The following is a 25,437-nucleotide window of genomic DNA, read 5'->3' as shown; positions in this document are numbered from 1 at the left end:
GACGAAACGCGAGGGGGTCAGCCGGTCGGGAAGTCGTCCGGCGTGCGGATGCGGTCCCGCACCCAGACACCGGCGGGCTTCAGCATCGAAGTGCCGGTGAAGGAGTTCCCGGCGCAGGTTCCGGTCTTGAACACGGCACCGGAGCGGAAGTCGTCGGAGAAGTTCCAGTTCGTCCAGCCGATCTTCTTGGCTGCCAGCAGATCCAGGTACTTCTGCGAGTAGGTGAAGTCGTTCCCGCCGTCACCCGTGTAGGTCTGGGTGCCGAATTCCGTGACGAACACCGGGATCCGGTCGGCCGTCCGTGCCAGCGCTTCGTAGTGCTCGTCGTGGTGCGACGCCGCGTAGAAATGGAACGTGTACATGATGTTGGTCGCGTTCACGGGGTTGTTCAGGATGTCGTTCTCGTCGCGGCCGTCGGAAATGCCGAAGGTCGACCAGCCGTGCGTCCCGAGGAAGACCACGCTGTCCGGGTCCTGAGCCCGGATCACCGGGATGACCTCTTCGGCGTACCGCTTCACGTCCGCCCAGCTCACGCCGTTCGGTTCGTTCGCGACGTCGTAGATGATGTTGACCTTGTCCTTGTGCCGCTGGGCGATCTCGGTGAAGAAGGTCTTCGCGAGGCCGGTGTTCACGTTCGGGTCGCCCGGGTCGAGCTGGTGCCAGTCGACGAGGACGTACATCCCGCGTTTCGTCGCCTCTTCGATGTAGTTGTGCATCATGTCGGTGAACTTGCGCGGGTTGCTTTCGTAGCCGTCGTCCTGGATGTACATGGCGACACGCAGGATGTCGGCCTTCCAGTCGATGGCCAGCGCGTCCAGCGAGGCGGTCTTCACGCATTGGCTGTACCACTGGATCCCGTGCGTGCTCATCCCCCGCAGCTGGATGGGCTTGCCGTACTGGTTGCAGAGTTTGACGCCGCAGACGTGGAGCTTTCCGTTGATGGACACCGGTGTTCCGGTGCCCGAACCGCCGCCGCCTTCGACCGACAGCGAGTCCGCGTTGGGGCCGCCGTTCGACGTGACGGCGGTGGTGCGGATCTTGTTGCTGCCCGCGGCGAGGTTCACAGTGGTGGTGACGGTGTGCCAGGTCGTCCACGCGCCGGTGCCGGCGAACCCGAGGTCGTCGACGGCGATGGAGCCGTTGACGGTGATGTCGAGCGGGCGGTTGGCGGTGGTCCCGTTGGCGTAGCGGAAGGTCAGCGTGTGCTGCCCCGCCTGTGCCGCGTTGACGGTGTACTCGACGTAACTACCGGTGACGTTGTCGTAGTTGACGAAACCGGATCCGGTGAAGCCGGTGTGATTGGATTCGACCACGCCGCGCGAGATCGTCGCGTCCTCGGCTTCGTATCGGACAGGTGCCGCGGAAGCGGTCTGGGCGGAGATCGGGACCGAAGCGGCCGCGAGCACCGTGACCAGCGCCGCCCGCCATCTTGGGCGTACCACTTTGTGCCTCCTTCAGAAGCATCGTTGCGTTCCGTGAAGCAGGGGCGCGGCGAGCCCTTGTTAAGAAACCTTCCTAACGCGGACTAGTCTCACCATTCGGGTGAAGCGCTGTCAACAGGGCAAAGGGGGCGATCGCGCCCTGCGATTAGTCCTCTACTTGCGGTAGTTGCACGCGCAACGACCGCATTCAGAGGACGAAACGCGGGTGGTGGCCCGCATCACCCGGACGGCGGGCCACACAAGTTCTCCACATTCGTCACGTACCGTGGAACCGGTGACCGCTTCGTCCCCTTCGACCCTGGACCTGATGGACCAGTGGCAGCAGCCGCCCCCGAAACGCGGCCCACGCGGCTGCGTGATGCTCGCGCTGCTGGTCGTGGGCGCCTTGGTCGCCGGTGCCGTCTGGGTCGTGATCAGCCTCAACGACCGTGAGCCGGTGCCGGTCAAGCCGGAATTCGTGGTCCCCTCGCTCAAGCCCGCCCCGCGTTCGGCCATCCCCGGCGACGCCGGACCGCTGCCCGCGGAGCCCGCGAAGGACGCATGGATCGCGAAGGTGTCGGAGAACACGGACATCCCCTCGCGCGCGCTGCGTGCGTATGTGAACGCGGCCGAGAAGACCACGAAGACCACTCCGCGTTGCGAGATCACCTGGGCGACCATCGCCGGGATCGGCCGCACCGAGTCCCAGCACGCCCGGCACGACGGTTCCCGCGCCGGCGAGGACGGCATCGTGACGCCGCCGATCATCGGTATCCCGCTCGACGGCTCCCCCGGTGTGCTGGCGGTCGTCGACACCGACAAGGGAGCCCTCGACGGCGACCCCAAATGGGACCGCGCGGTCGGGCCGATGCAGTTCCTACCCGCCACCTGGAAGCGGTACGGCGTCCGCGCGAGCGGCGACGGCGCGGCGCCGAATCCGCAGAACATCGACGACGCGGCGCTGACGACCGCGCGATACATGTGTGCGAAGGGCGGCGACCTCGGCGGACCCGCCGGCTGGTGGACCGCGGTGCTGACCTACAACAACTCCACCCAGTACGGGCAGGAAGTGTTCAGCAACGCCGACGCGTACGGCAAGGCCGCCCTGAAGCCTTAGGTGGGCAACAGCCGGGTGACCAGCCGGGTCAACTGGTGCACGTTCCGGCATTCGTACATCTCGACAACCTCCGCGTAGGCGTGCGCCTCGGAGTCCCCGGTGGACCACAGCGCGGTCCGCTCGGGATTGAGCCAGTACGTATGCCTTGCCGCGGAAGCGATCCCGCGCACCGCGTCGAGGTTCGGGTCGCCGCCGTTGGTCCTCGCGTCACCGAGGATGAGCATGGACGTCCGAGGGCCCACCGCGTCCGAGTAGCGCTCGACGAACTCGCCGAGCGCGTGCCCGTAGTCGCTGTGCCCGTCCCACCGGGTCAGTTCCGCGTCGGCGAGGATGCGCGCGCCGAGGTCTTCGGGATCGGCGGCGCCGGTGTCGACGAGATGGGTGATCTCGTCGCACGCGTCGATGAACGCGAACACCCGCACCTTGCTGAACTGGTCACGCAGGGCCTGCACCAGCAGCATGGTGAAGTTCGCGAAGCCGGCCACCGACCCCGACATGTCGCACAGCAGCACGATTTCCGGCCGCCCCGGCCGGTGCCGCCGGTACGACGGCCGCATCGGGACGCCTCCGGTGGACAGCGAGCGCCGCAGCGTCCGCCGCAGGTCGATATGCCCGCGCGCGTGCCGCCGTCGCCGCGCGGCCAGGCGGGTGGCGAGCTTGCGCGACAACGGCTGCACGACCCGCCGGAGTTCGGCGAGTTGCGCGCGGCTGGCGAGCAGGAAGTCGACGCGGTCGGCGGCAGGCGGTACCGCGTGCCGCGAAACCCGTTCCCTGCCACGGACTTCCGCCACACGCCGCCGTGCTTCGGTCCGCACGAGACCACGGAAGCCTTCGACCCGGCGGCGGACGTCGTCTCGGTCCAGCCGGTCGGTGAAATCCTCCCCCGGCAGACCGACGCGGATCGCTTCAAGCACGCGGACCACGAGTGTCTGCGGCTGAAGCCGTTCCAGTGTCTGGTGTGCCGACCAGCCGCCGCTCCCCGCCGTGCCGCCGTACTCCCCCAGCATGTCGACGGCGAGCCCCGCCAGCTGCGTCAGTTCCGGCTGATCGTTCGCCGCGAGCGCCGTGGCGAGCCGGTCGCGCAGCGCGGCCAGATCGTCGACGGGGTCCTGCGACGGCGCGCCGACGCCGAGCGGGAAGTAGATGTCGAAGGTCGCGTCGAACACCGCGCGCTGGCCGCCGCGCCGGACGAGCGCCGCCGCGAGCCCTTCCCGCATCTGCTCGCGAGAAGCGAGACCCAGCACTTCGAGTGCCGCGGCGGCGTCGACCGTCTCGCTGGGCCCCGCCGGGATTCCGTGTTCCCGCAACGCTTCCACGAATTCGACGAGCCTGCCCGGCACGCCGCTCACGAGTCGAGGACCTTGCCGAGTTCCAGCCGCGCGTCCGCCTTCACGACGTCGTCCTGGTGTTTGAGGATGACGCCGAGACTCGCGCGGACGACGTCCTCGCCGAGGCTGTCCGCACCCAGCGCCAGCAGGGTCCGGGCCCAGTCGATGGTTTCGGCGACCGACGGCGCCTTCCGCAGTTCCATCGCCCGCAGCGCGGTGATCACCTTGACCACGGAAGCGGCGAGCGCGTCGTCGACACCCGGCACCTTGAGCCGCACGATGCGCTGCTCCAGCGCCGCGTCGGGGAAATCGATGTGCAGGAACAGGCACCGGCGGCGCAGCGCCTCGGAAAGCTCCCGCGTCGCGTTGGAGGTCAGCACCACGAACGGTTTGCGCCCGGCGGTGATCGTGCCGAGTTCCGGGACGGTGATCTGGAAGTCGCCGAGCACCTCCAGCAGCAGCCCCTCGATCTCGACGTCGGCCTTGTCGGTCTCGTCGATGAGCAGGACGGTCGGCTCGTCGCCCTTGATCGCCGTCAGCAGCGGCCTGGCCAGCAGGAACTCTTCGCCGAAGATGTCGTTGCGGGCTTCGTCCCACGTCTCGTCCTTGCCGGCGGTGATCCGAAGGAGCTGCTTCGCGTGGTTCCACTCGTACAGCGCGCGGGACTCGTCGACGCCTTCGTAACACTGCAACCGCACGAGCCGGGAGCCGCTCGCCTGCGCGACCGCCTTCGCCAGTTCGGTCTTGCCGACCCCCGCGGGGCCCTCGATCAGCAACGGCTTGCCGAGGGCGTCCGCGAGGAACACCGTGGTGGCGACGGCCGCCGAAGCCAGGTACCCGGTGTCGGCGAGCTTCGCCGTGACGTCTTCGACGGAAGTGAAGTACCCGGTCCCAGCCACGCGGCCTCCCAGCTCGATCGCCTACCCGGCCGACTCTACGTCGCGGATCCGCTTCGGCAGCAGGAACCCGACCGCGAAGGTGAGCATCACCATCACCGCGACCACCCAGAACGTCCGCTGGGCGGCGTCGGTCGGGTCGGCGGTCCCGGCGTCGAAGAACACCGTGCCCAGCAGCGCGAGCCCGAGTGCGCCGCCGACCTGCTGGAGCGACGTCAGCGCGCCCGACGCCGATCCGGCCTCCGCCGGTTCCACCCCGGACAGGGCGATCTCGAAGTACGGCCCCATGATCAGCCCGGAGCCGATCCCGACCACCAGCAACGCCGGCGCGATCAGCCACGGACCCGTCTCCGGGCCGAGGAGCAGCAGCAACGCGACCACCCCGGCGGTCATGATCAGCGCGCCGGTGTGCAGCACCTTGCGGCCGTGTTTGCGCACCGCCTGCACCAGGCCCATCCCGACGATCATCCCCAGCGACATCGGCACCCCGGTCAGCCCGGCCTTGAGCGGCGAGAAACCGAGCCCGAGCTGCAGGTACAGCGTGAAGACCAGACCGAAACCGGAGAACGCCGCGAAGTAGATCGTCCCGGTGGCCATCCCGGCGAGGAAGCTGCGCTTGCGGAACAGGCTGGGCTCGACCAGCGGGTCACCACCTCGACGGCTCTTGCGCTTCTCGAACCACGCGAACACACCGAACACCACGACCGCGGCGGCCATCATCGCGAACGTCCACAACGGCCAGCCGTACTCACGCCCCTGCACCAGCGGGAAGACGATCAGCAACGCGCCGGTGGTCGCGAGCAGCGCGCCGGGGATGTCGAGGGTGAGCGAACCGCCGGGACGGGACTCGGGAAGGAACTTCAGCGCGGCGAGCACGGCCAGCGCGCCGATCGGGAGGTTGATCAGGAAGATCATCCGCCAGCCGGTGCCGAAGAGATCGGCGTCGACCAGCCAGCCCGCGAGGATCGGGCCGCCGACCGCGGCGAGGCCCATCACCGGGCCGAACATGCCGAACGCGGACTGGAGTTCCTTGCCCGCGAACATCTCCTTCATCATGCCGAGGCCCTGCGGCACCATCGCGGCACCGAAGAGGCCCTGCACCACCCGCGCGGTGATGATCATCTCGGGGTTCACCGCGACCGCGCAGAACAGCGAGCCGACGACGAAGCCGATCGCGCCGATCAGGAACATGCGTTTGCGGCCGAAGATGTCGCCGAGCCGCCCGCCGGTGAGCAGACCGGACACCATCGCGAGGGTGTAGGCGACGCCGAGCCACTGGATCATCGCCGTGCCGCCGCCGAGCGACGCCCGCATGACCGGTCCGGCGATGCTCGTGACCGTCATGTCGAGCAGTTCCATCACCGAGCCGGTCAGGATCACGAACAGCGCGGGCCAGCGCCAGCGATACGGCTTCGGCGCGAGGGTGTTTTCCGAGGTCACGCCGCTCGGGGTGTCCAGTGTCATCGTCATGGGAACAACGCTAAAGTCAATTCCGGCCACTTTCTGACCGGAATCGGAGCGAACCTGGATTCATGGCGAACACGAGTGCGCGGATGCTGCGGTTGCTCTCCCTGCTGCAGACACACCGCTTCTGGTCGGGGATCGAGCTGAGCGACAAGCTCGAAGTGAGCGAACGGACGCTGCGGCGCGATGTCGAACGGCTCCGCGAGCTGGGCTATCCGGTCAACGCGAGCCGCGGCGTCGCGGGCGGCTACCAGCTGCGGTCCGGCACGGTCATGCCGCCGCTGCTGCTGGACGACGAGGAGGCCGTGGCGATCGCGGTCGGCCTCCGGACGGCGGCGGGCGGTTCCGTGGAAGGCATCGAGGAGACGTCGGTCCGGGCGTTGACGAAGGTCGTCCAGGTGATGCCGCCCCGGCTGCGCAGGCGTGTCGACGCGCTCCAGGCGTACGCGACGCCGGCGGCCGTCACGGGCCCCCGGGTCAACGCCGCCAGCCTGACGGTGATCGCGCAGGCGTGCCGCGACGACGAGCGGCTGAAATTCGACTACGCGGCGCGCGGCGGCGAGGAGTCCGCGCGGCTGGTCGAGCCGCACCGGCTCGTCTCGCTCGGACGGCGCTGGTATCTGGTGGCGTGGGACCTCGACCGGGTGGACTGGCGCACCTTCCGCGTCGACAGGCTCAGCGAGCCGCGCACCACCGGTGCCCGCTACCGGCCGCGCGAGATCCCCGGCGGCGACGCGGTGAAGTTCGTCGAGGCCCAGATCAAGGCGAGGCCGACCACGCACACACTGGTCGTCCGGGTCGAAGCGCCGAAGGACCGGGTCGAATCGGCGGTGCGGTACCTCGGCGGCGCGCTCGAAGCGATCGACGAGACGTCCTGCCGCCTGACGATGAACGTCGACACCTTCGACTGGCCCGTGCTGATCCTCGCCGCCATCGGCGCGCCGTTCGAGGTCGAGAGCCCCTCGGCGTTCAAAGATCACCTCGGCACCGTCGCCGCGCTCTTCTCCCGCGCTTCCGGCGGCTAGCATCGGGCCCGTGAGCACCTATGTCGCGGCCGAGGGCCGATACGAGAGCATCCCCTACCGCCGCACCGGGCGCAGCGGCCTGAAGCTGCCCGCGATCTCGCTGGGCCTGTGGCACAACTTCGGGAACGACAAGCCGCTGGGCACGCAGCGGGACATCGCGCGGCGCGCGTTCGACCTGGGCATCACCCATTTCGACCTCGCCAACAACTACGGCCCGCCCTACGGCTCGGCGGAGGAGAACTTCGGCAGGCTGCTGGCGTCGGACTTCAAGCCGTACCGGGACGAATTGGTCATCTCGACCAAGGCGGGCTACGACATGTGGCCCGGCCCGTACGGCGAATGGGGCTCGCGCAAGTACCTGCTGTCCTCTTTGGACCAATCGCTCGGCCGGATGGGCCTGGACTACGTCGACATCTTCTACTCGCACCGTTTCGACCCCGAGACGCCGCTCGAAGAGACGGTCGGCGCGCTCGACACCGCCGTCCGGTCCGGGCGCGCGCTGTACGTCGGCATCTCGTCGTACTCGTCGGAGAAGACCGCCGAGGCCGCCCGGCTCCTGCGCGAACTGGGCACTCCGCTGCTGATCCACCAGCCGTCGTACTCGATGTTCAACCGCTGGCTCGAAGGCGACAAACTGCTCGACACGCTCGAAGCCGAAGGCGCGGGCTGCATCGCCTTCTCGCCGCTGGCGCAGGGGCTGCTGACCAGCCGCTACCTCGACGGCGTTCCCGAGAATTCCCGTGCGGCGCAAGGGAAGTCGCTCAACCCGGACACGATCACCGAGAACACCCTCGGCAAGATCCGGGCACTGAACGAGATCGCTCGGCGACGCGGTCAGACGCTGGCGCAGCTCGCGCTCGCGTGGGGCCTGCGCGACCCGCGGATGACGTCGGTGCTGATCGGCGCGAGCAGCGTCGCCCAACTGGAGGACAACGTCGGCGCGCTGAAGAACCTGCATTTCACGAACGAGGAGCTGGCCGAGATCGACCGCTACGCCACCGAGGCCGACATCAACCTCTGGAAGCGCTCGACCGACGCGGGCTAGCTAATCGCGTTGCCCCACCGGGCTGGGGAGCCGAGACTGCGGGAATGACTTTCGAAGATCTGCTCGCCGAAGGAGAAGCCGTCCCGGTCGAAGGCTGGGACTTCTCGTGGTTCGAAGGCCGGGCCACGGAGGAACGGCCGCCGTGGGGCTACTCGCGGTTGCTCGGCGAACGGATGGCGGCGGCTTCGGCGGGGCTGGACCTGCAGACCGGCGGCGGCGAGGTGCTCGCGGGCATCCCGAAACCGCCGCCGGTCCTCGCCGCCACCGAAGGCTGGCCGCCGAACGTCGACGTGGCCCGGAAGACCCTCGCGCCGCTGGGCGGCGAAGTCGTCGAGGCCGAGTACGACGCGCCGCTGCCCTTCCCCGACGAGTCCTTCGACCTGGTGAGCAGCCGCCATCCGATCGAGAACCCGTGGCGGGAGATCGCCCGCGTGCTGCGTCCGGGCGGCACCTTCCTGTCGCAGCAGATCGGCGCCGGCACCGTGCGGGAACTGAAGGAGTTCTTCCTCGGCCCGCAGGACTACGGCGGCTGGACGCCCGACGTGCTGCGCGTCGAGGCGGAAGCCGTCGGGCTCCGGGTGGAGCGACTCGAACCGGCGAAACTGCGGATGGAGTTCTTCGACCTCGCCGCGATCGTCCACTTCCTCCGGAAGGTGATCTGGATCGTGCCGGGATTCGAGGTCGGGAAGTACCGCGACAAGCTCGCGGAACTCCATCGGCTGATCGAGACCGACGGGAAGTTCGTCGCGCACTCCCGGCGGGTGCTCGTGGAGGCCGTCAAGCCCCGCGAGTGGTGAGGACGGTCAGAACCAAGGGTCCGTGAAGGCCTCCTTGCCTACCCTGAAGGTAGTAAAGGAGGCCTTCACGGACTACGCGATCGCCACCCGCAGCCTCAGCAACAACACCAGCCCCAGCAGTCACAGTGGTAGCGCGTGAAGGACCCCCTTCCCTCGGCTCAGCCGAGGAAACTCGACCTTCACACCTTCCCCAGTACATGAAGGCCCCCATCCTTGCGCCTATGTACAGGAAGGGGGCCTTCACGTACCTCAGAGGTAAGCACGGCGATGGTCGTCCTTACCACTCACGAAGCCAAGCGCTCCAGGTGCTCGTCGGTCAGCTTGACCGACGCGGCGGCGAAGTTCTCCTCCAGGTGCGCGATCTTCGCCGTCCCCGGGATCGGCAGGATCACCGGCGACCGCGCGAGCAGCCACGCGAGCCCGGCCTGCGCCGTGGTCACGCCGAGTTCCGAAGCGACGGCCGCGAGCGCGGCGCCGGCGGAGGACGCGGCGCCGTGTACCGGACGCCAAGGCAGGAAAGCGATCCCGGCCGCCTCGCACGCGTCCAGCACCGCTTCGTGCTCGCGATCGAGGAGGCTGTACCGGTTCTGCACGCTCGCGATGTCCACGATCTCCCGTGCCCGCGCGAGTTCGTCCACGGTGACCTCGGACAGCCCGATCCGGCCGAGCTTGCCCTCGTCGCGCAGTTCCCGCAGCGCGCCGAGCTGGTCGGCCAGCGGGGTCTCCGGGTCGATGCGGTGCAGCTGCAGCAGCTCGATCCGTTCGACCCGCAGCCGCCGCAACCCCTCGTCCACCTGCACACGCAGGGATTCCGGCCGTCCGTCGTACTTCCAGTCGTCCCCGGTCCGCACGACGCCGACCTTGGTGGTGACCACCAGATCTTCCGGGTACGGGTACAGCGCTTCCGCGAGAAGTTCCTCGTTGGCGCCGCCGCCGTACAGATGCGCGGTGTCGATCAGGGTGATGCCGAGTTCCACAGCCCTGCGCGCCAAGGCGATGGACGCCTCACGCGCGGGCCCGGGTTCGGTCGGCAGACGCATGGCGCCGAAGCCGAGACGGCGTACGGGCAGGTCTCCGCCGATGGCGAACTGTTCCATGCCGGGAAACCTAGCGCAGCGGGTCCCGCGGCGAGGGCAGATGCGAGGTATCCGGGAACATGTGGAGCGCGCGCAGGGCCGCGCCGAGTTCGGCGATGTCGGCCGGGTCGGTCAGCGAACGGCCCAGTTCCTCGGAGATCCGCTTCAGCCGGTGCCGGATCGTGTTGGGGTGACAGAACATCCGTTCCGACGTCAGCTTCGTGGAGCCCTGGCATTCGAACCACGCCCGCACCGTGAGCAGCAGCACGTTCCGGTCGTCGCCGGGCAGCTCCAGGATCGGCCGGAGCACGTGGTGCGCGAGCTGGACCGACGCCTCCGGCGCGCTGGCGACGAGACCGGCGAGCGGGGATTCGTTGAACTGCACCATTCCCGTCGTCCCCGGCATCATGCTGGAGAGCGCGACCCGCGCGAGGTGCAGGGCGCGGGAGGTGTTCCCGAGCCCGGTGAACACCGGGCTGACACCGATCCGGCCGGTCTGGTTCTCCCGCAGCAGCTCGATAATCACCTGGGACGCCGCCGGATCCCGCATCGAGACCACGCCGACCTGCAGGTCCGGCGTGAGCCGCCAGGCGGACGCGTGATGTCGTTCGCGAAGCCGGTTTTCGATCTGTGGCAACGGTTCGTGTCCGACGCGCGGGGTCTCCGCCGCGACGACCACATAGGTCCCGTCGAGCGAGAGTTCCAGCACGCGCGCGATGTCCCACAGCGTGCCTTCGGTGGCCGCGCCGCCGGCGAACAGCGCCTCGACCAAGGCCGAGCGCCGGCTTTGGTGCGCCAGCATGACTTCGGCGGTGGTGTCGCGGTAGGTCGTCGTCAGCGCCTCGGCGTAGTCGTCGATCAGCGCCCAGATCGCCGACGTCGCGGCGACGAGGCCGCGGAGGTCCTGATGCTCGCCGGAGGCGGTCAGTTCGACGAACCGGTTCCACACCTCGGTGAGCCCGATCCGGTAGGCCCGCAGGAGTTCCGGCAGCGGCGCGCCCTGCAACGCCCGCGCGCGCCCGGTCGCCCGCGCCTGCGCGAGGTCGGGTGCCTCCGTGCCGCGCAGGGTTCGCATGACGAACTCGAGGTTGTTCCGCACCGACGTCCGCAGTTCGGCGGGGGAGACGAACTGCGCGTCGCGGTACACCGGCATTTCGGCGCGGATCTGGTCGACGGTGGCGTCGATGAGTCCTGGCAGCTGTTTTTCGACCTCGCCCGCCAGTTCGGCGACGATGACGGCCGAGCCTTCGCGGAGCACAGTTTCGTAGTGCATGGACGTCCTCCGGGGCAGGGACTCCTCGTCGAGTCCCTGGGGCCGTCATCTAACACGACTTCCCCGGCGGCGGCCTGCCGAAGCCTTACCGCCCCGCTGATGCGGCGAAAACTCGGGATTTCCGCCGCACCAGCGGGATTCTCACATTTTCGCGGCCGCGCTCTTGATGGCTTCGCGGATCCGGAAGTAGGTACCGCACCGGCAGACGTTCTGGATCGCGTCGATCTCGGCGTCCGTCGGGTTCTTCGTCTTCTTCAGCAGCGCCACCGCGGCCATGATCTGCCCGGGCTGGCAGTAGCCGCACTGCGCGACGTCCTGCTCCAGCCAGGCCTCCTGCACCGGGTGCAGATTCTCACCGTCGGCGAGGCCTTCGATCGTGGTGACCTCCTTGCCCGAGCAGTCGGACACGGGCGTCACGCACGGGTTGAACGCCTCGCCGTCGAGGTGACTGGTGCAGGCCTTGCAGACGTTGATCCCGCAGCCGTACTTCGGGCCGCGGACGCCGAGCTTGTCCCGCAGCGCCCACAGCATGGGCAGATCCGCGGGCGCGTCGACGGTGACGGTCTTCCCGTTCACCGTGAAGGTGTAATTGGGCATCGGAACTCCTTGGCGGGGAAGGAAAGTCAGCGGGGGAAGGGTTCGAAGTCGACGGGGAAGTTGATCGGGAAGCTGCGCGGTTTGATCCCGGTCGCCCGCGCGTAGGCGTTCCCGATCGCGCCGACCGGCGCGGGCACGCCGAGCTCCCCGGCACCGCCGATCTCGCCCGTCTCCGGCATGACGAACACCTTGACGTCCATCGGCGAGTTCTTCTGCCGCGCGTAGTGGAACTGCGAGTAGCTGCCCTCCAGCGGAAGCCCCTTGTCGATATGCAGACCCGCGGTCAGCGTGGTGGAGATGCCGTCGGTCAGGCCGCCGAGCATCTGCGCCTCGATCCCGCGCGGGTTGATCGGCTTGCCGACGTCGACCGCGATGGTCGCCTTGGTGACGCGCGGCTTCTTCGGGTCGCGGGCGTCCATTTCGACGAGGCAGGCGGTGTACGACTTGTACTCGCCGTGCACGGCGACCCCCTGCGCGAAGCCGGCGGGCATCTTCTTGCCCCACTCGCCGAGTTCCGCGACCTTGTCCAGCACGGCGCGCTGCCGATCGTTCTTGATGAACTCGCGCCGGAACTCCACCGGGTCCTTGCCGAGCTTCGCGGCGATCTCGTCGACCATCATCTCTTCCGCGCCGCGCGTGCTCGACGAGTACACCGACCGCCAGGCACCGGTGTGGAAGTCCACGGGCACCTCGTTGAGCAGTTGCGTGGTGACGCCGAAGTTGTACGGCGACTTCACCGTCAGCAGGAACACCGTCTGCGCGAAGCTCAGGTTGCCGCCGACGGGCAGTTCGGAGGCGAACGCCGTGAGTACCTCGCCGAGCCCGTGGCTCCAGTCGGTCTCCACACTGGCGACGCGGTGTTCGAAGGTGAGCACCTGGCCGAGGGCGAAGGTGGCGCGGATCTTGTGGTGGCTCGCGGCACGGGCGCGGCCGTGCCGCATGTCGTCGATGCGGCTCCACATCAGCCGCACCGGCCGCTTGAACGCCTTGGAGGCGCGTGCGGCCTCGATGGCGCCGTCGGAGAACAGCCGGCGGCCGAACGATCCGCCCGCCTGCTGGACATGCACGGTGACCTTGTTCTCGGGCAGCCCGAGTTCCTGCGCGATGTTCTGCTTCGCGAGGATCGGCACCTTCATCCCGGACCAGATCGTCGCGCCGTCCTCACGGACGTCGGCGACCGCCGAGTTGGTCTCCAGCGGGGCGTGGCTGGCGAAGGCGAAGTCGAACTCGCCGTCGACGTACTGGGTCAGCAGCGGCGGCACGACGAACGGGAGCGCCGCGGCCTGCAGCTTCTTCTTGATCGTCGCGTTGTTCTCACCGTCGACGGTGCCGCCGTTCCAGCTGACGTCGAGGGCGTTCTTGCCGTCCAGCGCCTGGCCGAACGTCTCGGCCATCACCGCTACCCCGGTTTTGATGACCGCGATGTCGATGATGCCCGGCATCGCGCGGACGGCGGCCTCGTTGTTCACCTTCGCGACCGTGCCGTTGATGGTCGGCGGGCGGCGGACCATGACCGGCTTCGCGCCGGGGACGTCCAGGTCGAGGGTGTACTTCAGCTGCCCGGTGACCATCGCGCGGGCGTCCTTGCGCGACTGCGGCGTGCCGACCAGCTTGTGCGTGGACTCGGCCTTCGGGGTCGCGGTGAGCTTGCCGAGGTCGGCGCGGGCGGCCGGTTTGGCCAGCGCGCCGTAGTCCGCGCGGCGGCCGTCGGGGGCGATCACCGCACCGTCCCTTGTGGACAGCCGGTCGGCCTTGGCGCCCCATTGCCGCGCGGCGGTCGCGACCAGGCGGGCGCGGGCGGCGGCCGCCGCGGTCCGCACCGGGGTGTAGAGCGAGCGCATCGTGTTGGAACCGCCGGTCAGCTGGTTGAACAGCAGCTCCGGGCGGGCGTCGGAGAGGACGACGTCGACCTGGTCGAGCGGGAGGTCCATTTCTTCGGCGACCAGCATCGCGTTCGCCGTGGTGATGCCCTGGCCGACCTCGGTCCGCGGCAGCTCCAGCCGTACCCGGCCGTCTTCGCGGACTTCGAGGACGAGCAGGTTGGCGGTGGGGGCGTTCGACAAGATCAGCACGTCGCCGAGGTCGAGGATCTCGGCGGGGCCCGGCGGGGTCGGGATGACGGCTTCGGCCTCTTCGGGCGCGAAGGTGTCGATACCGATCTTCGTGGCGATCGTGAGGGTGGGTGCGGCGACGAGGTAGGTCAGGAACCGGCGGCGGCCGAGGCCTCCGGGGTCCGGAGCCTCATTGCCGTGGCCCTCAGCGGTGGTGGGACTGGCCATCGGGAAGATCCCTTCGAGAGCGCGCGGAGAAGGCGGGGACCCTCGCGCGGCCTGGGGTTGGATGGCGACACGCTAGGCATCGGCATTCGGCCTAGTCAACGCGGAGTAGTCGCGTCGCCCCATCTGTGTGACGAGATCACAGCGTAGGGGCTCAAATGTGTGACGCGCCACAGTGGGCGTCAGATGGAGTCGCGCTCCCGGCCCGCTTCGAGCAGGTCTTCGCGGGCACGGGCGATACGTGAGCGCACGGTGCCGACCGGGCAGCCGCAGATCTCGGCGGCCTCGGCGTAGGAAAGGCCCAGCACCTGGGTGAGGACGAGGACCTCACGCCGCTCCGGGTCGAGCCCGTCGAGCAGCATCCGCAGCTCCACCAGGTCTTCGAAGCCGGCGACACCCTCGGCCTGGCGGGCGCCGCGGCGTTCGGCGGTGGCCTCCCAGTCGACGTCGGCGAGCTTCGGGCGCGCCGAAGCCGCCCGGATGCGGTCGACGACGACGCGGCGCGCGATCGACAGGAGCCAGGTCCGCGAAGACGACCGGCCGGCGAACCGGCGCAGGCTGCCGAACGCGCGCAGGTACGTCTCCTGGGTGAGATCGTCCGCGGCGCCGACGTCGGCGAGATGCGCGACGAAGCGCCAGACGTCGGCCTGAGTGGCACGCACCCAGTCCTCGAGCGCCCGCCGGTCGCCGCGGGCGGCGGCGAGAGCGAGCTCGGTCACCCGCTCGTCGTCGTGGTTGCGCGCCCCGGCCATACGAGAAACGTAGCAGCGTCCCGGGAACCGGGGCAGGCCCGCGCCCGACAAGTGAGATGTGAAGTGCGAGACCTGCCGCGAGGCCCTTTCCGCCCGGCTCGACGGCGAAACCGAACCCGCTCCGCCCGAGGCGGTCGACCGGCATGTGGCCGGTTGCGCCGCCTGCCGGTCGTGGCTCTCGCGCGCCGAACGGCTGCACCGGACGATGTTGCTGCGCCCGGCTCCCCCGGTTCCGGACCTCACCGCCGTCATCCTCGAACGCACCCCCGCCCCGCCGGGCGAGGGCTGGCCGGCCAGGATCGCGCTCGCGCTGGTCGCGATCGCGCAGCTCGGCCTCGCCTTCGCCCAGCTGCTGGGTGTCGAAGACCACGGCGCCGGTCACGGTACGGAATCCCTGATCGGGCACCTTTCCCACGAAAGCAGTGCGTGGAACCTCGCCGTCGGCGTCGGTCTCGGCTGGGCGGCCGTCCGCACGAAGGCGGCGTCCGGGCAGCTGCCCGCGCTGACCGGTTTCGTCGCGCTCCTCCTGGCGTTGTCGGCGGGCGACCTCGTCACCGGTCAGGTGACCGCCGGACGCGTGCTCACCCATGGGCTGGTCGTCGCCGGACTGCTGTTGCTGTACGTGGTGAACCGGCAGCACCGGCTGCGCAACCGGCCCAGCCCGGCGACGACGGCCGACCACCCCGATTCCCACTACGCGGAAACGGACCACGAGACCGGCGAAACCCCCGAACGACCTCGCCAGCACAGGGGATTCCGGCGGCCGGCGAGCCGCCACGTCGCCTGAACCCCTTGGTCTGAACCATTTTCGGTCACTGGGAGCACGCGCCCGAATACCGGGTGAATCACGGTTTTTCGCGCGCGGCGTGCGCGATTCGCGGCGCGGACCCGTTTATCGTCGCCTGGAACCACCGAATGTAAACCTTCTTGCCCATTTCGGGCCGGAGGCGGATAACTTTGGTGGAACACCTTGGTTCGACAGGAGGCGAAGCTCGTGGTTGGCGCAGGAATCCCACCCGTCGGCACCCCCGCCGGGATGCGGAAGATCAATCAGCGCGCCGTGCTGGACCTTCTGCGCCGCAGCGGCCCGGCGACGCGACCTCAGGTCGCCAAGGACACCGGTCTGTCGAAACCCACGGTGAGCCAAGCGTTACTGGCGCTCGAAGCGGCCGGTCTCGCCAGGGCGACCGGGCACACCTCGACCGGCACCGGCCGGTCCGCCGTCCTCTACGAAGCGGATCCCACGGCGGGCTACGTCCTCGGTGTCGACATCGGACGCGAGCACCTCCGCGTCGCCGTCTCGGATCTCGGCCACACCGTGGTCGCCCGCCGTGACGAGCGGAACACCTCGCGTTCGGGCACCGCGCTCGTCAGTGCCGTTGGCGCCCTCGCGGCGGCGACGGTGCGCGAAGCGGGACTGTCGCAGACGGACATCGTCGTGCGGGTCCTCGGCTCCCCCGGCGTCGCCGACCCGGACAAACGCTGCTTCCGGCACGCGCCGAACCTGCCCGGCTGGGGCAAGGCCGGCCTGCTCGACGAACTCGAAGGCGTCCTCGGCCCGGATCTCATGGTCGAGAACGACGCGAACCTCACCGCCGTCGGCGAATGGGAACGCGGTGCCGCGCGCGGCGCGTCCGTGTTCGGCTGCGTCACCATCGGCACCGGCGTCGGGATGGGCGTGATGGTCAACGGCCAGGTCTTCCGCGGCGCGACGGGCGCGGCGGGCGAGATCGGCTACCTGCCCTACGGCCAGTCGCACGCGGCGGGCGAGGGCGAGGACGCCCCGCCGGTCCGCGGCCACCTCGAAGAGGCGACGGCGGCGCAGTCCGTCGTGCGCGGCGCGCGCGAACTCGGCCTCGGCACGGCGAAATCGGCCCGCGAGGTCTTCCGGCTCGCCCGCGACGGCGACGAGCTCGCCCTGCGTGCCGTCGAGGCGGAGGCCGACAGGCTCGCGTACACGGTGGCGTCGGTGGCGGCGGTGATCGACCCCGAACTGATCGTGCTCGGCGGCGGCATCGGCACCGCGGCCGATCTGCTGCTCGACCCGATCGACCGTGCCCTGCGCTCGTTCACTCCCCTGGTCCCGGCGGTCGTCCAGGGCGAACTGGGCGACGACGGGGTGCTGACCGGCGCGATCAGCGTCGGCCTGCGCGCCGCCGAGGGGCTGGTCTTCGAACGCAAGGTCGGCGCGGCCTAAGTGGTCGCCATCGGAGCGGCCCTCCATGCCTGACCGGCGACGCTGATCCGCCACGGCGTCAGCCGCAGCACGGTGATGCCCGGGTCCAGCGGGTCCGCACCGCCCATGATCTTCGGGTCGAAGCCCAGCGGCTCCGGCGTTTCCGACGCCAGTCGCCACAGGTGCCGCCGGGTCTCCTCGTCGTCGGCGTAGGCGGCGCCGCATTCGGCGACAGCGACCTCGTGCGCCGGATCCCAGTACGAACACGAGACGAACGGCGTACGCGCCAGGTGCGCCTTCTTCAGCGGCGTCGGCCGGGTGAACAGGTGCCCGACGAGGCGGGCGTCGCGTTCCTCCCAGATCGGGTGCACCACCCGGGATCTCGGCCTGCCCCGCCGGTCGACGGTCGCGAGCGTGCACCAGACCACACGATGGGCGACGCGGACGAACTCCGCCGACACCTCGGGCGGCGGCGTGCTAGATTCCACAACCATGGTTGTGGATCCTACTCCGTCGAGCCTCGACCTGTCACTCGTCTCACTGTTCGCGGGCTGGGCGATGGGCGGGGAGGTCCAGCGGAGACTGACCGCCGAGGGCCTCGGCGAACTGCGGTTCAACGACGGCGTCGTGTTCCAGCACGTACTCGCGGGACCGCTGTCGATCTCCGCGCTCGCCGAACGGATGGGCGTGACCCAGCAGGCGGCGTCGAAGGCGGTCGCCGAGCTGGAACGCCGGGGCCTGCTGTGGCGCGAGCCAGATCCAGCCGACGCGCGGACTCGTCTGCTGCACCTGACGGAAAAAGCCGAAAGCGCCGTCGAAGCCTCGCGGAAACACCGGGCCGCACTGGAAAAGGAGGTCACCACCGAGTTCGGCGAAGAGCGGGTCGCGGACGCGAAAGCGTTACTGGCCGGGATCCTCGGCCGTTACGGCGAACCGGAAGCGATCCGCGGCCGCCGGGTCCGTCCGCCGCTGTGAGGCATTACCTCCGCGGTAATCGACGGCGGCGGACCCGCGCGGAACGATGCCTTCATGACCACAGCCAAGAAGATCGTCGTCGAGTGTTTCGAGAACTTGTTCGTGCACAAGGATTTCGCCGCCGCGAGCGCGAACGTGCACCCGGATTTCGTCACCCACAGCCCGGGTTTCCCCTCCGGCCGTGACGCTTTCGTCGAAGCGATGCGGAACTCACCGATGGCCGGCGCCGACGTCTCGGTGAAACGCGTGATCGCGGACGACGATCACGTCGTCGTGCACCTGCACTTCGTCCTGCCGGGCGAAGACACCGGGACGGCCGTCGTCGACATCGTGCGAGTGGAAGACGGGCTCATCGTGGAGCACTGGGACGTCAAGCAGCCCGTCCCGCCGGGCACCGAGATGTTCTAGGGCTTGATGATCAGGCAGGTGCTCGACGCGGTCGCGAGCACCTTGCCCTGCCCGTCACGGATGTCGCCCTCGGCGAACGCGACGCGCGAACCGGCCTTCACCACCCAGCCGTGCGCGCGGATCTCCCCCACCGAACCGGAAATGGCGCGCAGGTAGTTCACCTTCAGCTCCACCGAGGTGTAGCCGACTCCGGCGGGCAGGGTCGAGTGCACCGCGCACGCCACCGCCGAATCCAGCAGGGTCGCCGCGACCCCGCCGTGCACGGTGCCGATCGGGTTGTAGAGCGACTCGTCCGGCGTCGCGGCGATCACGACGTCCCCCTCGGCCACGCTCACCCAGCGCATGCCGAAATGCGCCGAGATCGGCGCGGGCGGGATCCGGCCCTCGGCGATACCGGTCAGGTACTCGAGCCCGGACAGCTCCCGGCCGAGCCGGGCGGTGGGCAGCGGATCCTGCCAGGTCACGGTCTTCTGCCTGGTCTGTCCGGTGACGTCGATGGTCATGGCGGCCTCCTAAGACGATCGTCCTAGGCTTTCCTAAGACGGTCGTCCTAGTCAAGGACTATGCTGAGACGCGTGTCCGACACCACCACTCGCGAGCGGATGATCTCCACCGCGATGACGCTCTTCCGCCGCGAGGGCTACCAGGCGACCTCGTGGCGGCGGCTGGTCGAGCAGGCCGGTACGCCGTGGGGGTCGGCATACCACCACTTCCCCGGCGGCAAGGAGCAACTCGCGGTCGCCGCGATCGAACTCGGCACCGCCGTCGTGTCGAAGACGGTCCGCCGCGCTTTCGAGCGCACCGAGACCGTCGAAGACGCCGTCGCCTGGTGGTATCGCAAGGCGGGTGAAGCGCTGGCCGCCGACGACTACCGCGGTGGCTGCCCGCTCGCCACGATCACGCTGGAGATGGCGCACGCCTCGCCCGTCATCACCAAGGCGTGCCAGGACGCGTTCGCCGCCTGGCACGCGCTCCTCGTCGAACTGCTCAGCGATGTCAAGGATCCCGAAGACGTCGCCACGGCCATCATGAACAACCTCGAAGGCGCGCTGCTGGTGAGCCGGGTCCACCGGTCGCCGGAACCGCTGGACCGGGCCGCGCGGCACGTCGCGCTCGTGGTCCGCGCCGCCTGACGAAGCCGAGCGGCCACCGGCCGGCGCGGGTAGCGTTGCCAGGCATGATCGGTCTGCCCGACACCATCACGGCCTGTCTCTTCGACCTCGACGGCGTGCTGACCGGAACAGCGGCCCAGCATCGCGAAGCGTGGAAGCGCACGTTCGACGAGTTCCTGCGCGCCCGCGACGGCGACGCGTTCGCGCCGTTCACCGACACCGACTACGCGGCGTACGTCGACGGGAGGCCGAGGGCCGACGGCGTCCGCACCTTCCTCGCCTCACGCGGGATCGAGCTGCCCGAAGGCAACCCCGACGACGGCATCGACGCCGCCACCGTCAACGGGATCGGGAACCGCAAGAACCAGCTGGTACTGAAGATCATCGACGAGGAGGGCGTGACCCCGTACCCGGGCTCCGTCCGGTATCTGGAAGCGGCGAAGGCGGCGGGCCTGCGCATCGGCGTCGTCACCTCGTCGGCCAACGGCGCGAAGGTGCTCGACGCCGCGGACCTGACCCGGTTCGTCGAAGCGCGGATCGACGGGATCGTGATCGCCGAGAAGAACCTGCGCGGCAAACCGGCCCCCGATTCGTTCCTCGCCGGTGCCGAGGCGTTCGGTGTCGCCCCGGGGAACGCGGCCGTCTTCGAAGACGCGCTCGCGGGCGTGCAGGCGGGCAGGGACGGTGGTTTCGGTTACGTGGTCGGGGTGAACCGCGCGCACCAGGCGGGCGAACTGCTCGCGCACGGTGCCGACGTCGTGGTGGACGACCTCGCCGATCTACTGGAGGACCGCAAGTGACGGAATCGCTTTTCCGCGGCTACGAGGTCGCGCCATGGGAGCTGCGCTGGCACGGGATGGACGTCGACGCGTTGCAGCGCACCGAATCGGCGTTCGCGGTGTCCAACGGGCATATCGGCCTGCGCGGCACGCTGGAGGAGGCGGAGCCGCGCGGCCTGCCGGGCACCTACCTCAACGGTTTCTACGAGCAGCACGATCTTCCGTACGCCGAAAGCGGCTACGGCTATCCCGAAGCGGGGCAGACGGTCGTCAACGTGACCGACGGCAAGATCCTCCGGCTGCTGGTCGAGGACGAACCGCTCGACATGCGCTACGGCCAGGCCACCGAACACGACCGGGTGCTCGACTTCCGGAAGGGCACCCTCGCCCGCGACACCGTCTGGTCTTCGCCGACCGGGCGCCGCGTCCGGGTGAAGACCGAACGCCTGGTCTCCTTCACGCAACGCGCGGTCGCCGCGATCCGGTACGAGGTCGAACCGCTCGACGACGATCTCCAGCTGGTGGTGCAGTCGGATCTGCTGGCGAACGAGCCGATCGAGTCCGACACTCGCGATCCGCGGGTCGCGGCGGCGCTGGAATCGCCGCTGGTCGGGGAATACCACCACGCGGAGGAGTATCACGCGGTGCTGGTGCACCAGACCCGGCGATCCGGGTTGCGGATGGCCGCCGCGATGGACCACAAGATCGACGTCTCCGACGGGGTACGCGCGCATATCGAGGCCGAGGACGACCTGGCCCGGCTCACCATCGCCGTCGACGTGCCCAAGGGCGGACGGCTGCGGATCACCAAATTCCTCGCCTACGGCTGGTCCGCGCAGCGTTCGGTGCCCGCCGTGCGCGCGCAGGTGGAGGCCGCGCTGGCCGGGGCGCGGCAGACCGGTTGGAAGGGACTGATCGCCGAGCAGAAGGAGTTCCTCGACGACTTCTGGGAGACCTCGGACATCGAGATCGACGGCGACCCGGAACTACAGCAGGCCGTGCGGTTCGCGCTCTTCCATCTCCTGCAGGCCGGGGCCCGCGGCGAGACGAGGGCGTTGGCGGGCAAGGGATTGACCGGTCCCGGCTACGACGGGCACGCGTTCTGGGACACCGAGACCTTCGTCCTGCCCGTGCTCACCTACAGCATTCCGGACGCCGCCCGCGACGCCCTGCGCTGGCGTCACTCCACTTTGGACAAAGCGCGGGAAAGGGCGGCACAGCTGGGTTTGCGCGGTGCGGCGTTCCCCTGGCGGTCCATCAACGGCGCGGAGTGTTCGGCGTACTGGCCGGCGGGCACGGCCGCGTTCCACGTCAGCGCGGACATCTCCGACGCCGTCGTGCGGTATCTCAACGCCACCGGTGACGACGAGTTCATGCGGACCTGCGGCGCGGAACTGCTCCTCGAAACCGCGCGGTTGTGGTTGTCGCTGGGGCATTTCGACCGGCGGGGCCGGTTCCGGATCGACGGTGTCACCGGGCCGGACGAGTACTCCGCGGTGGCGGACAACAACGTCTACACGAACCTGATGGCCCGCCGGAATCTGTTCTACGCCGCCGAAATCGTCGGCCAGCACGACGACATCGCCCGGCGGTTCGACGTCGGCGAAGACGAGGTCGCGTTGTGGCGCAAGGCGGCCGACGCGATGCTGGTGCCCTACGACGAGGATCTCGGCGTCCATCCGCAGTCCGAAGGGTTCCTGGAGCACGACGAGTGGGATTTCGAGGCCACGGACCCGGATTTCTACCCGCTGCTGCTGAACTTCCCGTACTTCGACCTGTACCGCAAGCAGGTGGTCAAACAGGCCGATCTGGTGCTCGCGCTGCACCTGTGCGGGGATTCCTTCACCCCGGAGGAGAAGGCGCGCGACTTCGCCTACTACGAGGCGCGGACGGTGCGGGATTCCTCGCTGTCCGCGGGAACGCAGGCCGTGGTGGCGGCCGAGGTCGGGCATCTCGACCTGGCTTACGACTATCTGGCCGAGGCGGCGCTCACCGACCTGCACGACGTGCACAACAACGTCCGCAACGGACTGCACCTGGCCTCGCTGGCGGGCGCGTGGCAAGGCACCGTCGCCGGATTCGGCGGACTGCGCGACCACGGCGGGCGGCTGACGTTCGCGCCGAGGCTGCCGCCACGGCTACGGCGGATCGCGTTCCGGCTGACCTTCCGCGGCACCCGGTTCCAGGTCGAGATCGACGGCGAGGGCGCGACGTACCACGTGATCACCGGGGAGCCGCTGGAACTGGCGCACCACGGCGAGACATTCACGGTGACCGCCGAACCGGTGCGGCTGCCGATCCCGGCGCTCGACCCGGGACCGGCGCCGACGCAGCCTGCTGGGCGCGCTCCGGTGCGAAGGCAACCGAAGGACGCTTGATCGGTCCCTTCGCGTGCTATGAACGGTCCGTTCCTTGCAAATTTTGCAAGGAACGGACCGTTCATAGCACCCGCGGCAAGCTCAGTCCGGAGGTTCGAGCGGCACCTCGCCGCCACCCGGCACGTCGTCGACCTCCTTGGTGCCGTGCGGCCCGGCGTCACGGTTGGGCGCGCTCGGCACGTCGGTCTTCGGCTGGATCCCGCGGAGGTCGTCGAGATCTTCTTCGTCGTCCTGCCCGAAGCTCTTCTTGCTTTCCCTCATGTGTCCGGGGTACCCGCTCGCGGCCGGATCCGCCAGTCCTCAGGCGGCTTTCGCCGGTTTGCCTTCGAGCGTGACCAGCCCGTCGAGCATGCCGAGCAGCAATCCGTCCCTGGTGGACCACGGGCAGATGGCGACCTGGCCACCCGAAAGCGTCAGCAGCGCCTCGGCGACGATCGCGCCCGCGAGCGCCTGATGGGAGCGCTGCCGCGAGATACCCGGCAGTTCGGCACGGCGTTTCGCCGGCAGCTTCGCCAGCCGCGGGATCCACGCGCGGAGGTCGTCGAGGTGCAGTTCCCTGGAGCGGGACGGGCGGTCACCGGCGAGCCGGGCGAGCTGCCGCAGCACCTTCGAGCAACCGACGGCGCGATGGTCGCGGATCTGCGGCAGGACGTCCCGCATCGCGTCGCGGACCTCGTCGAGCACGTGTTCCCGCATCGCCCGCACGACCTTGGGCGACGGGCATTCGGTGGCGAACCAGTCCCGGGTCAGCGAGCGCGCGCCGAGCGGCAGGGAATGCGCGAACCCGGCTTCCTCGGCGTCTCCCGCGGCGAGTTCGACGGTCCCGCCGCCGATGTCGAGCACGAGCAGCCGTCCGGCGGAAGCGCCGTACCACCGGCGTGCGCCGACGTAAGCCAGTTCGGCCTCGCGGCGGCCGGTGAGAAAGCGCAGTTTCACCCCGGTGGCCTTCGCGACGTCGCAGACGACCTGCTTCACGTTGGCCGCGTCGCGGATCGACGACGTGGCGAGCGGGTACACGTCCCCGACCCCATGTTTGGTGGCCATGGTCATCCCCGCCTCGACCGCGGACGAGACCGCGTCGATACCACGCCGGGTCAGGTTCCCGTCATCGTCGAGTTCCCTGTCCAGTCGCAGCCGCGTCTGGTGGCTCAGCACGGGGTCGAGTGGCGAACCACCCTTGGCCAGGACCACCAGCCGTGCACTGAACGACCCGACGTCCAGGACCGCGGCGGACGGCTCGCCGATCTGCTTGCGCACGCGAGGCACCTCACCTTCGTCGCGAACGGATTCCCCCGAGGTCTCGCTTTCACTCCTGATAATGGCGGATTTTCCCGCCGTTCAGGCGTAATTCACGTTCTCTTTCCACCGGGAGGACGTTTTTTGACCACGAAGGGGGTACACCAGCGCAGGTCAAGTATACCGTATCGATACAGGTGAGAGGTTCGCCTCCCCTCTGCGCGCCTAATCGATGAGTTCGCGCAGCTTCGAAACCTGTGCGACGCGGGCCTCCCGGCCGGGCAGCAGCGGGTTGACCACCAGCGTGGTCGCTCCGGCCTCACGGAAGGCGGCCAGCCGCTCCTTGACGTAGCCCTCGGGACCGATCAGCGAGATCGCCCTGATCAGTTCCTTCGGCACCGCCGCGGCGGCCTCTTCCTTCTTGCCGTCCAGGTAGAGGTCCTGGATGAGCTTCGCTTCGGCCTCGTAGCCGTACCGCTGGGCGAGACTGTTGTAGAAGTTCTTGCCGCGCGCGCCCATGCCGCCGATGTAGAGCGCCAGCATGCCGCGAAGGTGGTCCAGCATCCCTTCGACGTCGTCACCGATCGCCAGCGCGGTGCCGACGAAGGTGTCCAGCTCGCCCAGCGACGGGTCGCGCTTCGCCTTGCCCTCCGCCAGCGACGCGCCCCAAACGTCGGCCGCCTTCTCTGGGTGGAAGAAGATCGGCTCCCAGCCTTCGGCGAGTTCGGCGGTGAGCGCGACGTTCTTCGGGCCGATCGAGGCCAGCAGGATCGGGATCCGCTCGCGCACCGGGTGGTTGATCAGCTTCAGCGGCTTGCCGAGACCCGTGCCCTGCTCGGGTGGCAGCGGGATCGAGTAGTGCGTGCCGGAATGCACCACCTTCTCCCGCCGCCACACCTGACGGCAGATGTCGATGATCTCGCGGGTGCGCCCGAGCGGCGCGTCGTACTTGACGCCGTGGAAACCCTCGATGACCTGCGGGCCGGAGGCGCCGATGCCGAGCGTGAACCGGCCGTCGGACACGAAGTCGAGCCCGGCGGCGGTCATCGCGGTCAGCGTCGGCGTCCGCGTGTAGATCTGGAAGATGCCCGACGCGATCTGGACACGATCGGTCTTCGCCGCGACGTAGCCGAGCTGGCTGACCGCGTCGAACGAGTAGGCCTCGGGGACGAAGACGATGTCCAGCCCGGCCTTCTCCAGTTCGACGATGTCGGCCACACTCTCGGCGAACCCGCCGGCGTAGCTGATCGCGGTCCCGATCCTCATCGGCATCTCCTCATCGAGTTACTGAGCGCTCGCTTAGCGA

The 25,437-nt window shown here is 69.2% G+C and carries 25 protein-coding genes; 11 read left to right on the top strand and 14 right to left on the bottom strand.

Going from position 1 to position 25,437, the window contains the following annotated elements:
- Positions 1-17 precede the first annotated feature (17 nt).
- Complete coding sequence (locus ACIBTM_RS27240) at positions 18-1,442, bottom strand: cellulase family glycosylhydrolase (protein ID WP_395879984.1); 1,425 nt, start codon at positions 1,440-1,442, stop codon at positions 18-20.
- A gap of 274 nt (positions 1,443-1,716) precedes the next feature.
- On the opposite strand from ACIBTM_RS27240, the gene ACIBTM_RS27235 reads away from it, so the two are divergent.
- The gene (locus tag ACIBTM_RS27235) at positions 1,717-2,538 is read left to right on the top strand and encodes a lytic transglycosylase domain-containing protein (RefSeq protein WP_395879983.1); all 822 of its coding nucleotides are present in this window, start codon (positions 1,717-1,719) and stop codon (positions 2,536-2,538) included.
- On the opposite strand, the gene ACIBTM_RS27230 is transcribed toward ACIBTM_RS27235, so the two are convergent.
- Genes ACIBTM_RS27230 through ACIBTM_RS27220 form a run of 3 tightly spaced genes read right to left on the bottom strand, consistent with a single transcriptional unit; the run spans position 2,535 to position 6,232 of the window.
- A complete protein-coding gene (locus ACIBTM_RS27230; RefSeq protein WP_395879982.1) occupies positions 2,535-3,887 on the bottom strand; it encodes a VWA domain-containing protein in 1,353 nt (450 codons plus the stop codon). The genes ACIBTM_RS27235 and ACIBTM_RS27230 overlap by 4 nt on opposite strands.
- Complete coding sequence (locus tag ACIBTM_RS27225) at positions 3,884-4,765, bottom strand: MoxR family ATPase (RefSeq protein ID WP_005155088.1); 882 nt, start codon at positions 4,763-4,765, stop codon at positions 3,884-3,886. The genes ACIBTM_RS27230 and ACIBTM_RS27225 overlap by 4 nt, the downstream gene beginning before the upstream one ends.
- 21 nt (positions 4,766-4,786) lie before the next feature.
- Positions 4,787-6,232, bottom strand: coding sequence for an MFS transporter (locus ACIBTM_RS27220; protein WP_395879981.1), 1,446 nt, complete (start codon positions 6,230-6,232; stop codon positions 4,787-4,789).
- 62 nt (positions 6,233-6,294) lie between these two features.
- Here ACIBTM_RS27220 and ACIBTM_RS27215 point away from each other — a divergent pair, with 62 nt between their 5' ends.
- Genes ACIBTM_RS27215 through ACIBTM_RS27205 form a run of 3 tightly spaced genes read left to right on the top strand, consistent with a single transcriptional unit; the run spans position 6,295 to position 9,093 of the window.
- Complete coding sequence (locus tag ACIBTM_RS27215; protein ID WP_395879980.1) at positions 6,295-7,251, top strand: helix-turn-helix transcriptional regulator; 957 nt, start codon at positions 6,295-6,297, stop codon at positions 7,249-7,251.
- A 10-nt stretch (positions 7,252-7,261) separates the two neighbouring features.
- Positions 7,262-8,296, top strand: a complete 1,035-nt coding sequence (gene mgrA, locus ACIBTM_RS27210) for an L-glyceraldehyde 3-phosphate reductase (protein WP_395879979.1) — start codon at positions 7,262-7,264, stop codon at positions 8,294-8,296.
- Positions 8,297-8,340: 44 nt separating this feature from the next.
- Positions 8,341-9,093, top strand: coding sequence for a class I SAM-dependent methyltransferase (locus ACIBTM_RS27205; RefSeq protein ID WP_395879978.1), 753 nt, complete (start codon positions 8,341-8,343; stop codon positions 9,091-9,093).
- Between the two features lie 284 nt (positions 9,094-9,377).
- Here ACIBTM_RS27205 and ACIBTM_RS27200 read toward each other — a convergent pair whose 3' ends face one another.
- The 5 genes from ACIBTM_RS27200 to sigC all read right to left on the bottom strand — a co-directional run bounded on the left by ACIBTM_RS27200 (position 9,378) and on the right by sigC (position 15,067).
- Positions 9,378-10,190, bottom strand: a complete 813-nt coding sequence (locus tag ACIBTM_RS27200; protein WP_395879977.1) for an aldo/keto reductase — start codon at positions 10,188-10,190, stop codon at positions 9,378-9,380.
- Between the two features lie 10 nt (positions 10,191-10,200).
- Positions 10,201-11,442 (bottom strand): PucR family transcriptional regulator, encoded by a 1,242-nt coding sequence (locus ACIBTM_RS27195; protein WP_395879976.1) that lies wholly within the window; start codon positions 11,440-11,442, stop codon positions 10,201-10,203.
- A gap of 141 nt (positions 11,443-11,583) precedes the next feature.
- Positions 11,584-12,039, bottom strand: coding sequence for a (2Fe-2S)-binding protein (locus ACIBTM_RS27190; RefSeq protein WP_395879975.1), 456 nt, complete (start codon positions 12,037-12,039; stop codon positions 11,584-11,586).
- A gap of 26 nt (positions 12,040-12,065) precedes the next feature.
- The gene (locus ACIBTM_RS27185; protein ID WP_395879974.1) at positions 12,066-14,318 is read right to left on the bottom strand and encodes a molybdopterin cofactor-binding domain-containing protein; all 2,253 of its coding nucleotides are present in this window, start codon (positions 14,316-14,318) and stop codon (positions 12,066-12,068) included.
- Positions 14,319-14,497: 179 nt separating this feature from the next.
- Positions 14,498-15,067 carry an RNA polymerase sigma factor SigC gene (gene sigC, locus ACIBTM_RS27180; RefSeq protein WP_240593837.1) on the bottom strand — a complete coding sequence of 190 codons (570 nt, stop codon included), beginning with the start codon at positions 15,065-15,067 and terminating at the stop codon, positions 14,498-14,500.
- A gap of 58 nt (positions 15,068-15,125) precedes the next feature.
- Here sigC and ACIBTM_RS27175 point away from each other — a divergent pair, with 58 nt between their 5' ends.
- On the top strand, positions 15,126-15,854 hold the full coding sequence (locus ACIBTM_RS27175) for a zf-HC2 domain-containing protein (protein ID WP_395879973.1): 729 nt from the start codon (positions 15,126-15,128) through the stop codon (positions 15,852-15,854).
- Positions 15,855-16,061: 207 nt separating this feature from the next.
- Entirely contained in the window at positions 16,062-17,264 is a 1,203-nt protein-coding gene (locus ACIBTM_RS27170; RefSeq protein ID WP_395879972.1) for an ROK family protein, read from the top strand.
- On the opposite strand, the gene ACIBTM_RS27165 is transcribed toward ACIBTM_RS27170, so the two are convergent.
- Positions 17,261-17,737: a pyridoxamine 5'-phosphate oxidase family protein gene (locus ACIBTM_RS27165; RefSeq protein WP_395879971.1), complete on the bottom strand. Its 477-nt coding sequence runs from the start codon at positions 17,735-17,737 to the stop codon at positions 17,261-17,263. The genes ACIBTM_RS27170 and ACIBTM_RS27165 overlap by 4 nt on opposite strands.
- On the opposite strand from ACIBTM_RS27165, the gene ACIBTM_RS27160 reads away from it, so the two are divergent.
- Both ACIBTM_RS27160 and ACIBTM_RS27155 read left to right on the top strand, forming a co-directional pair.
- Positions 17,736-18,218, top strand: coding sequence for a MarR family winged helix-turn-helix transcriptional regulator (locus tag ACIBTM_RS27160; protein WP_395879969.1), 483 nt, complete (start codon positions 17,736-17,738; stop codon positions 18,216-18,218). The genes ACIBTM_RS27165 and ACIBTM_RS27160 overlap by 2 nt on opposite strands.
- Positions 18,219-18,272: 54 nt before the next feature.
- Positions 18,273-18,626, top strand: a complete 354-nt coding sequence (locus ACIBTM_RS27155; protein WP_395879968.1) for a nuclear transport factor 2 family protein — start codon at positions 18,273-18,275, stop codon at positions 18,624-18,626.
- Here ACIBTM_RS27155 and ACIBTM_RS27150 read toward each other — a convergent pair.
- The gene (locus tag ACIBTM_RS27150; RefSeq protein ID WP_038510496.1) at positions 18,623-19,129 is read right to left on the bottom strand and encodes a PaaI family thioesterase; all 507 of its coding nucleotides are present in this window, start codon (positions 19,127-19,129) and stop codon (positions 18,623-18,625) included. The two genes, ACIBTM_RS27155 and ACIBTM_RS27150, sit on opposite strands and share 4 nt — an antisense overlap.
- 72 nt (positions 19,130-19,201) lie before the next feature.
- On the opposite strand from ACIBTM_RS27150, the gene ACIBTM_RS27145 reads away from it, so the two are divergent.
- Genes ACIBTM_RS27145 through ACIBTM_RS27135 form a run of 3 tightly spaced genes read left to right on the top strand, consistent with a single transcriptional unit; the run spans position 19,202 to position 22,895 of the window.
- Positions 19,202-19,759 (top strand): TetR/AcrR family transcriptional regulator, encoded by a 558-nt coding sequence (locus ACIBTM_RS27145; RefSeq protein WP_395879967.1) that lies wholly within the window; start codon positions 19,202-19,204, stop codon positions 19,757-19,759.
- A gap of 44 nt (positions 19,760-19,803) precedes the next feature.
- Positions 19,804-20,538, top strand: a complete 735-nt coding sequence (locus ACIBTM_RS27140) for an HAD family hydrolase (protein WP_395879966.1) — start codon at positions 19,804-19,806, stop codon at positions 20,536-20,538.
- Positions 20,535-22,895: a glycoside hydrolase family 65 protein gene (locus tag ACIBTM_RS27135; protein ID WP_395879964.1), complete on the top strand. Its 2,361-nt coding sequence runs from the start codon at positions 20,535-20,537 to the stop codon at positions 22,893-22,895. Before ACIBTM_RS27140 ends, ACIBTM_RS27135 begins: the two co-directional genes overlap by 4 nt.
- Positions 22,896-22,976: 81 nt before the next feature.
- Here the strand turns inward: ACIBTM_RS27135 and ACIBTM_RS27130 are convergent, their stop codons facing one another.
- From ACIBTM_RS27130 to ACIBTM_RS27120, 3 genes are all read right to left on the bottom strand, one after another.
- Complete coding sequence (locus ACIBTM_RS27130) at positions 22,977-23,156, bottom strand: hypothetical protein (protein WP_395879963.1); 180 nt, start codon at positions 23,154-23,156, stop codon at positions 22,977-22,979.
- Positions 23,157-23,195: 39 nt separating this feature from the next.
- Positions 23,196-24,152: a Ppx/GppA phosphatase family protein gene (locus ACIBTM_RS27125; RefSeq protein ID WP_395879962.1), complete on the bottom strand. Its 957-nt coding sequence runs from the start codon at positions 24,150-24,152 to the stop codon at positions 23,196-23,198.
- Positions 24,153-24,356: 204 nt separating this feature from the next.
- A complete protein-coding gene (locus ACIBTM_RS27120; RefSeq protein WP_037344934.1) occupies positions 24,357-25,397 on the bottom strand; it encodes an LLM class F420-dependent oxidoreductase in 1,041 nt (346 codons plus the stop codon).
- Positions 25,398-25,437: the final 40 nt, after the last annotated feature.

The sequence above is a fragment of the Amycolatopsis sp. NPDC049868 genome, assembly GCF_044461365.1.
Lineage (GTDB): Bacteria > Actinomycetota > Actinomycetes > Mycobacteriales > Pseudonocardiaceae > Amycolatopsis.
The sequence above is the reverse complement of the archived record's forward strand: the minus strand, read 5'-3'. Positions and strand labels throughout refer to the sequence as shown.

Coding starts and splice junctions, on each gene's coding strand:
- ACIBTM_RS27220 (WP_395879981.1), bottom strand. CDS start 6,232: ATGACGATGACACTGGACACCCCGAGCGGCGTGACCTCGGAAAACACC.
- ACIBTM_RS27215 (WP_395879980.1), top strand. CDS start 6,295: ATGGCGAACACGAGTGCGCGGATGCTGCGGTTGCTCTCCCTGCTGCAG.
- ACIBTM_RS27205 (WP_395879978.1), top strand. CDS start 8,341: ATGACTTTCGAAGATCTGCTCGCCGAAGGAGAAGCCGTCCCGGTCGAA.
- ACIBTM_RS27200 (WP_395879977.1), bottom strand. CDS start 10,190: ATGGAACAGTTCGCCATCGGCGGAGACCTGCCCGTACGCCGTCTCGGC.
- ACIBTM_RS27195 (WP_395879976.1), bottom strand. CDS start 11,442: ATGCACTACGAAACTGTGCTCCGCGAAGGCTCGGCCGTCATCGTCGCC.
- ACIBTM_RS27190 (WP_395879975.1), bottom strand. CDS start 12,039: ATGCCCAATTACACCTTCACGGTGAACGGGAAGACCGTCACCGTCGAC.
- ACIBTM_RS27185 (WP_395879974.1), bottom strand. CDS start 14,318: ATGGCCAGTCCCACCACCGCTGAGGGCCACGGCAATGAGGCTCCGGAC.
- sigC (WP_240593837.1), bottom strand. CDS start 15,067: ATGGCCGGGGCGCGCAACCACGACGACGAGCGGGTGACCGAGCTCGCT.
- ACIBTM_RS27160 (WP_395879969.1), top strand. CDS start 17,736: ATGGTTGTGGATCCTACTCCGTCGAGCCTCGACCTGTCACTCGTCTCA.
- ACIBTM_RS27165 (WP_395879971.1), bottom strand. CDS start 17,737: ATGGTTGTGGAATCTAGCACGCCGCCGCCCGAGGTGTCGGCGGAGTTC.
- ACIBTM_RS27155 (WP_395879968.1), top strand. CDS start 18,273: ATGACCACAGCCAAGAAGATCGTCGTCGAGTGTTTCGAGAACTTGTTC.
- ACIBTM_RS27150 (WP_038510496.1), bottom strand. CDS start 19,129: ATGACCATCGACGTCACCGGACAGACCAGGCAGAAGACCGTGACCTGG.
- ACIBTM_RS27140 (WP_395879966.1), top strand. CDS start 19,804: ATGATCGGTCTGCCCGACACCATCACGGCCTGTCTCTTCGACCTCGAC.
- ACIBTM_RS27130 (WP_395879963.1), bottom strand. CDS start 23,156: ATGAGGGAAAGCAAGAAGAGCTTCGGGCAGGACGACGAAGAAGATCTC.
- ACIBTM_RS27120 (WP_037344934.1), bottom strand. CDS start 25,397: ATGAGGATCGGGACCGCGATCAGCTACGCCGGCGGGTTCGCCGAGAGT.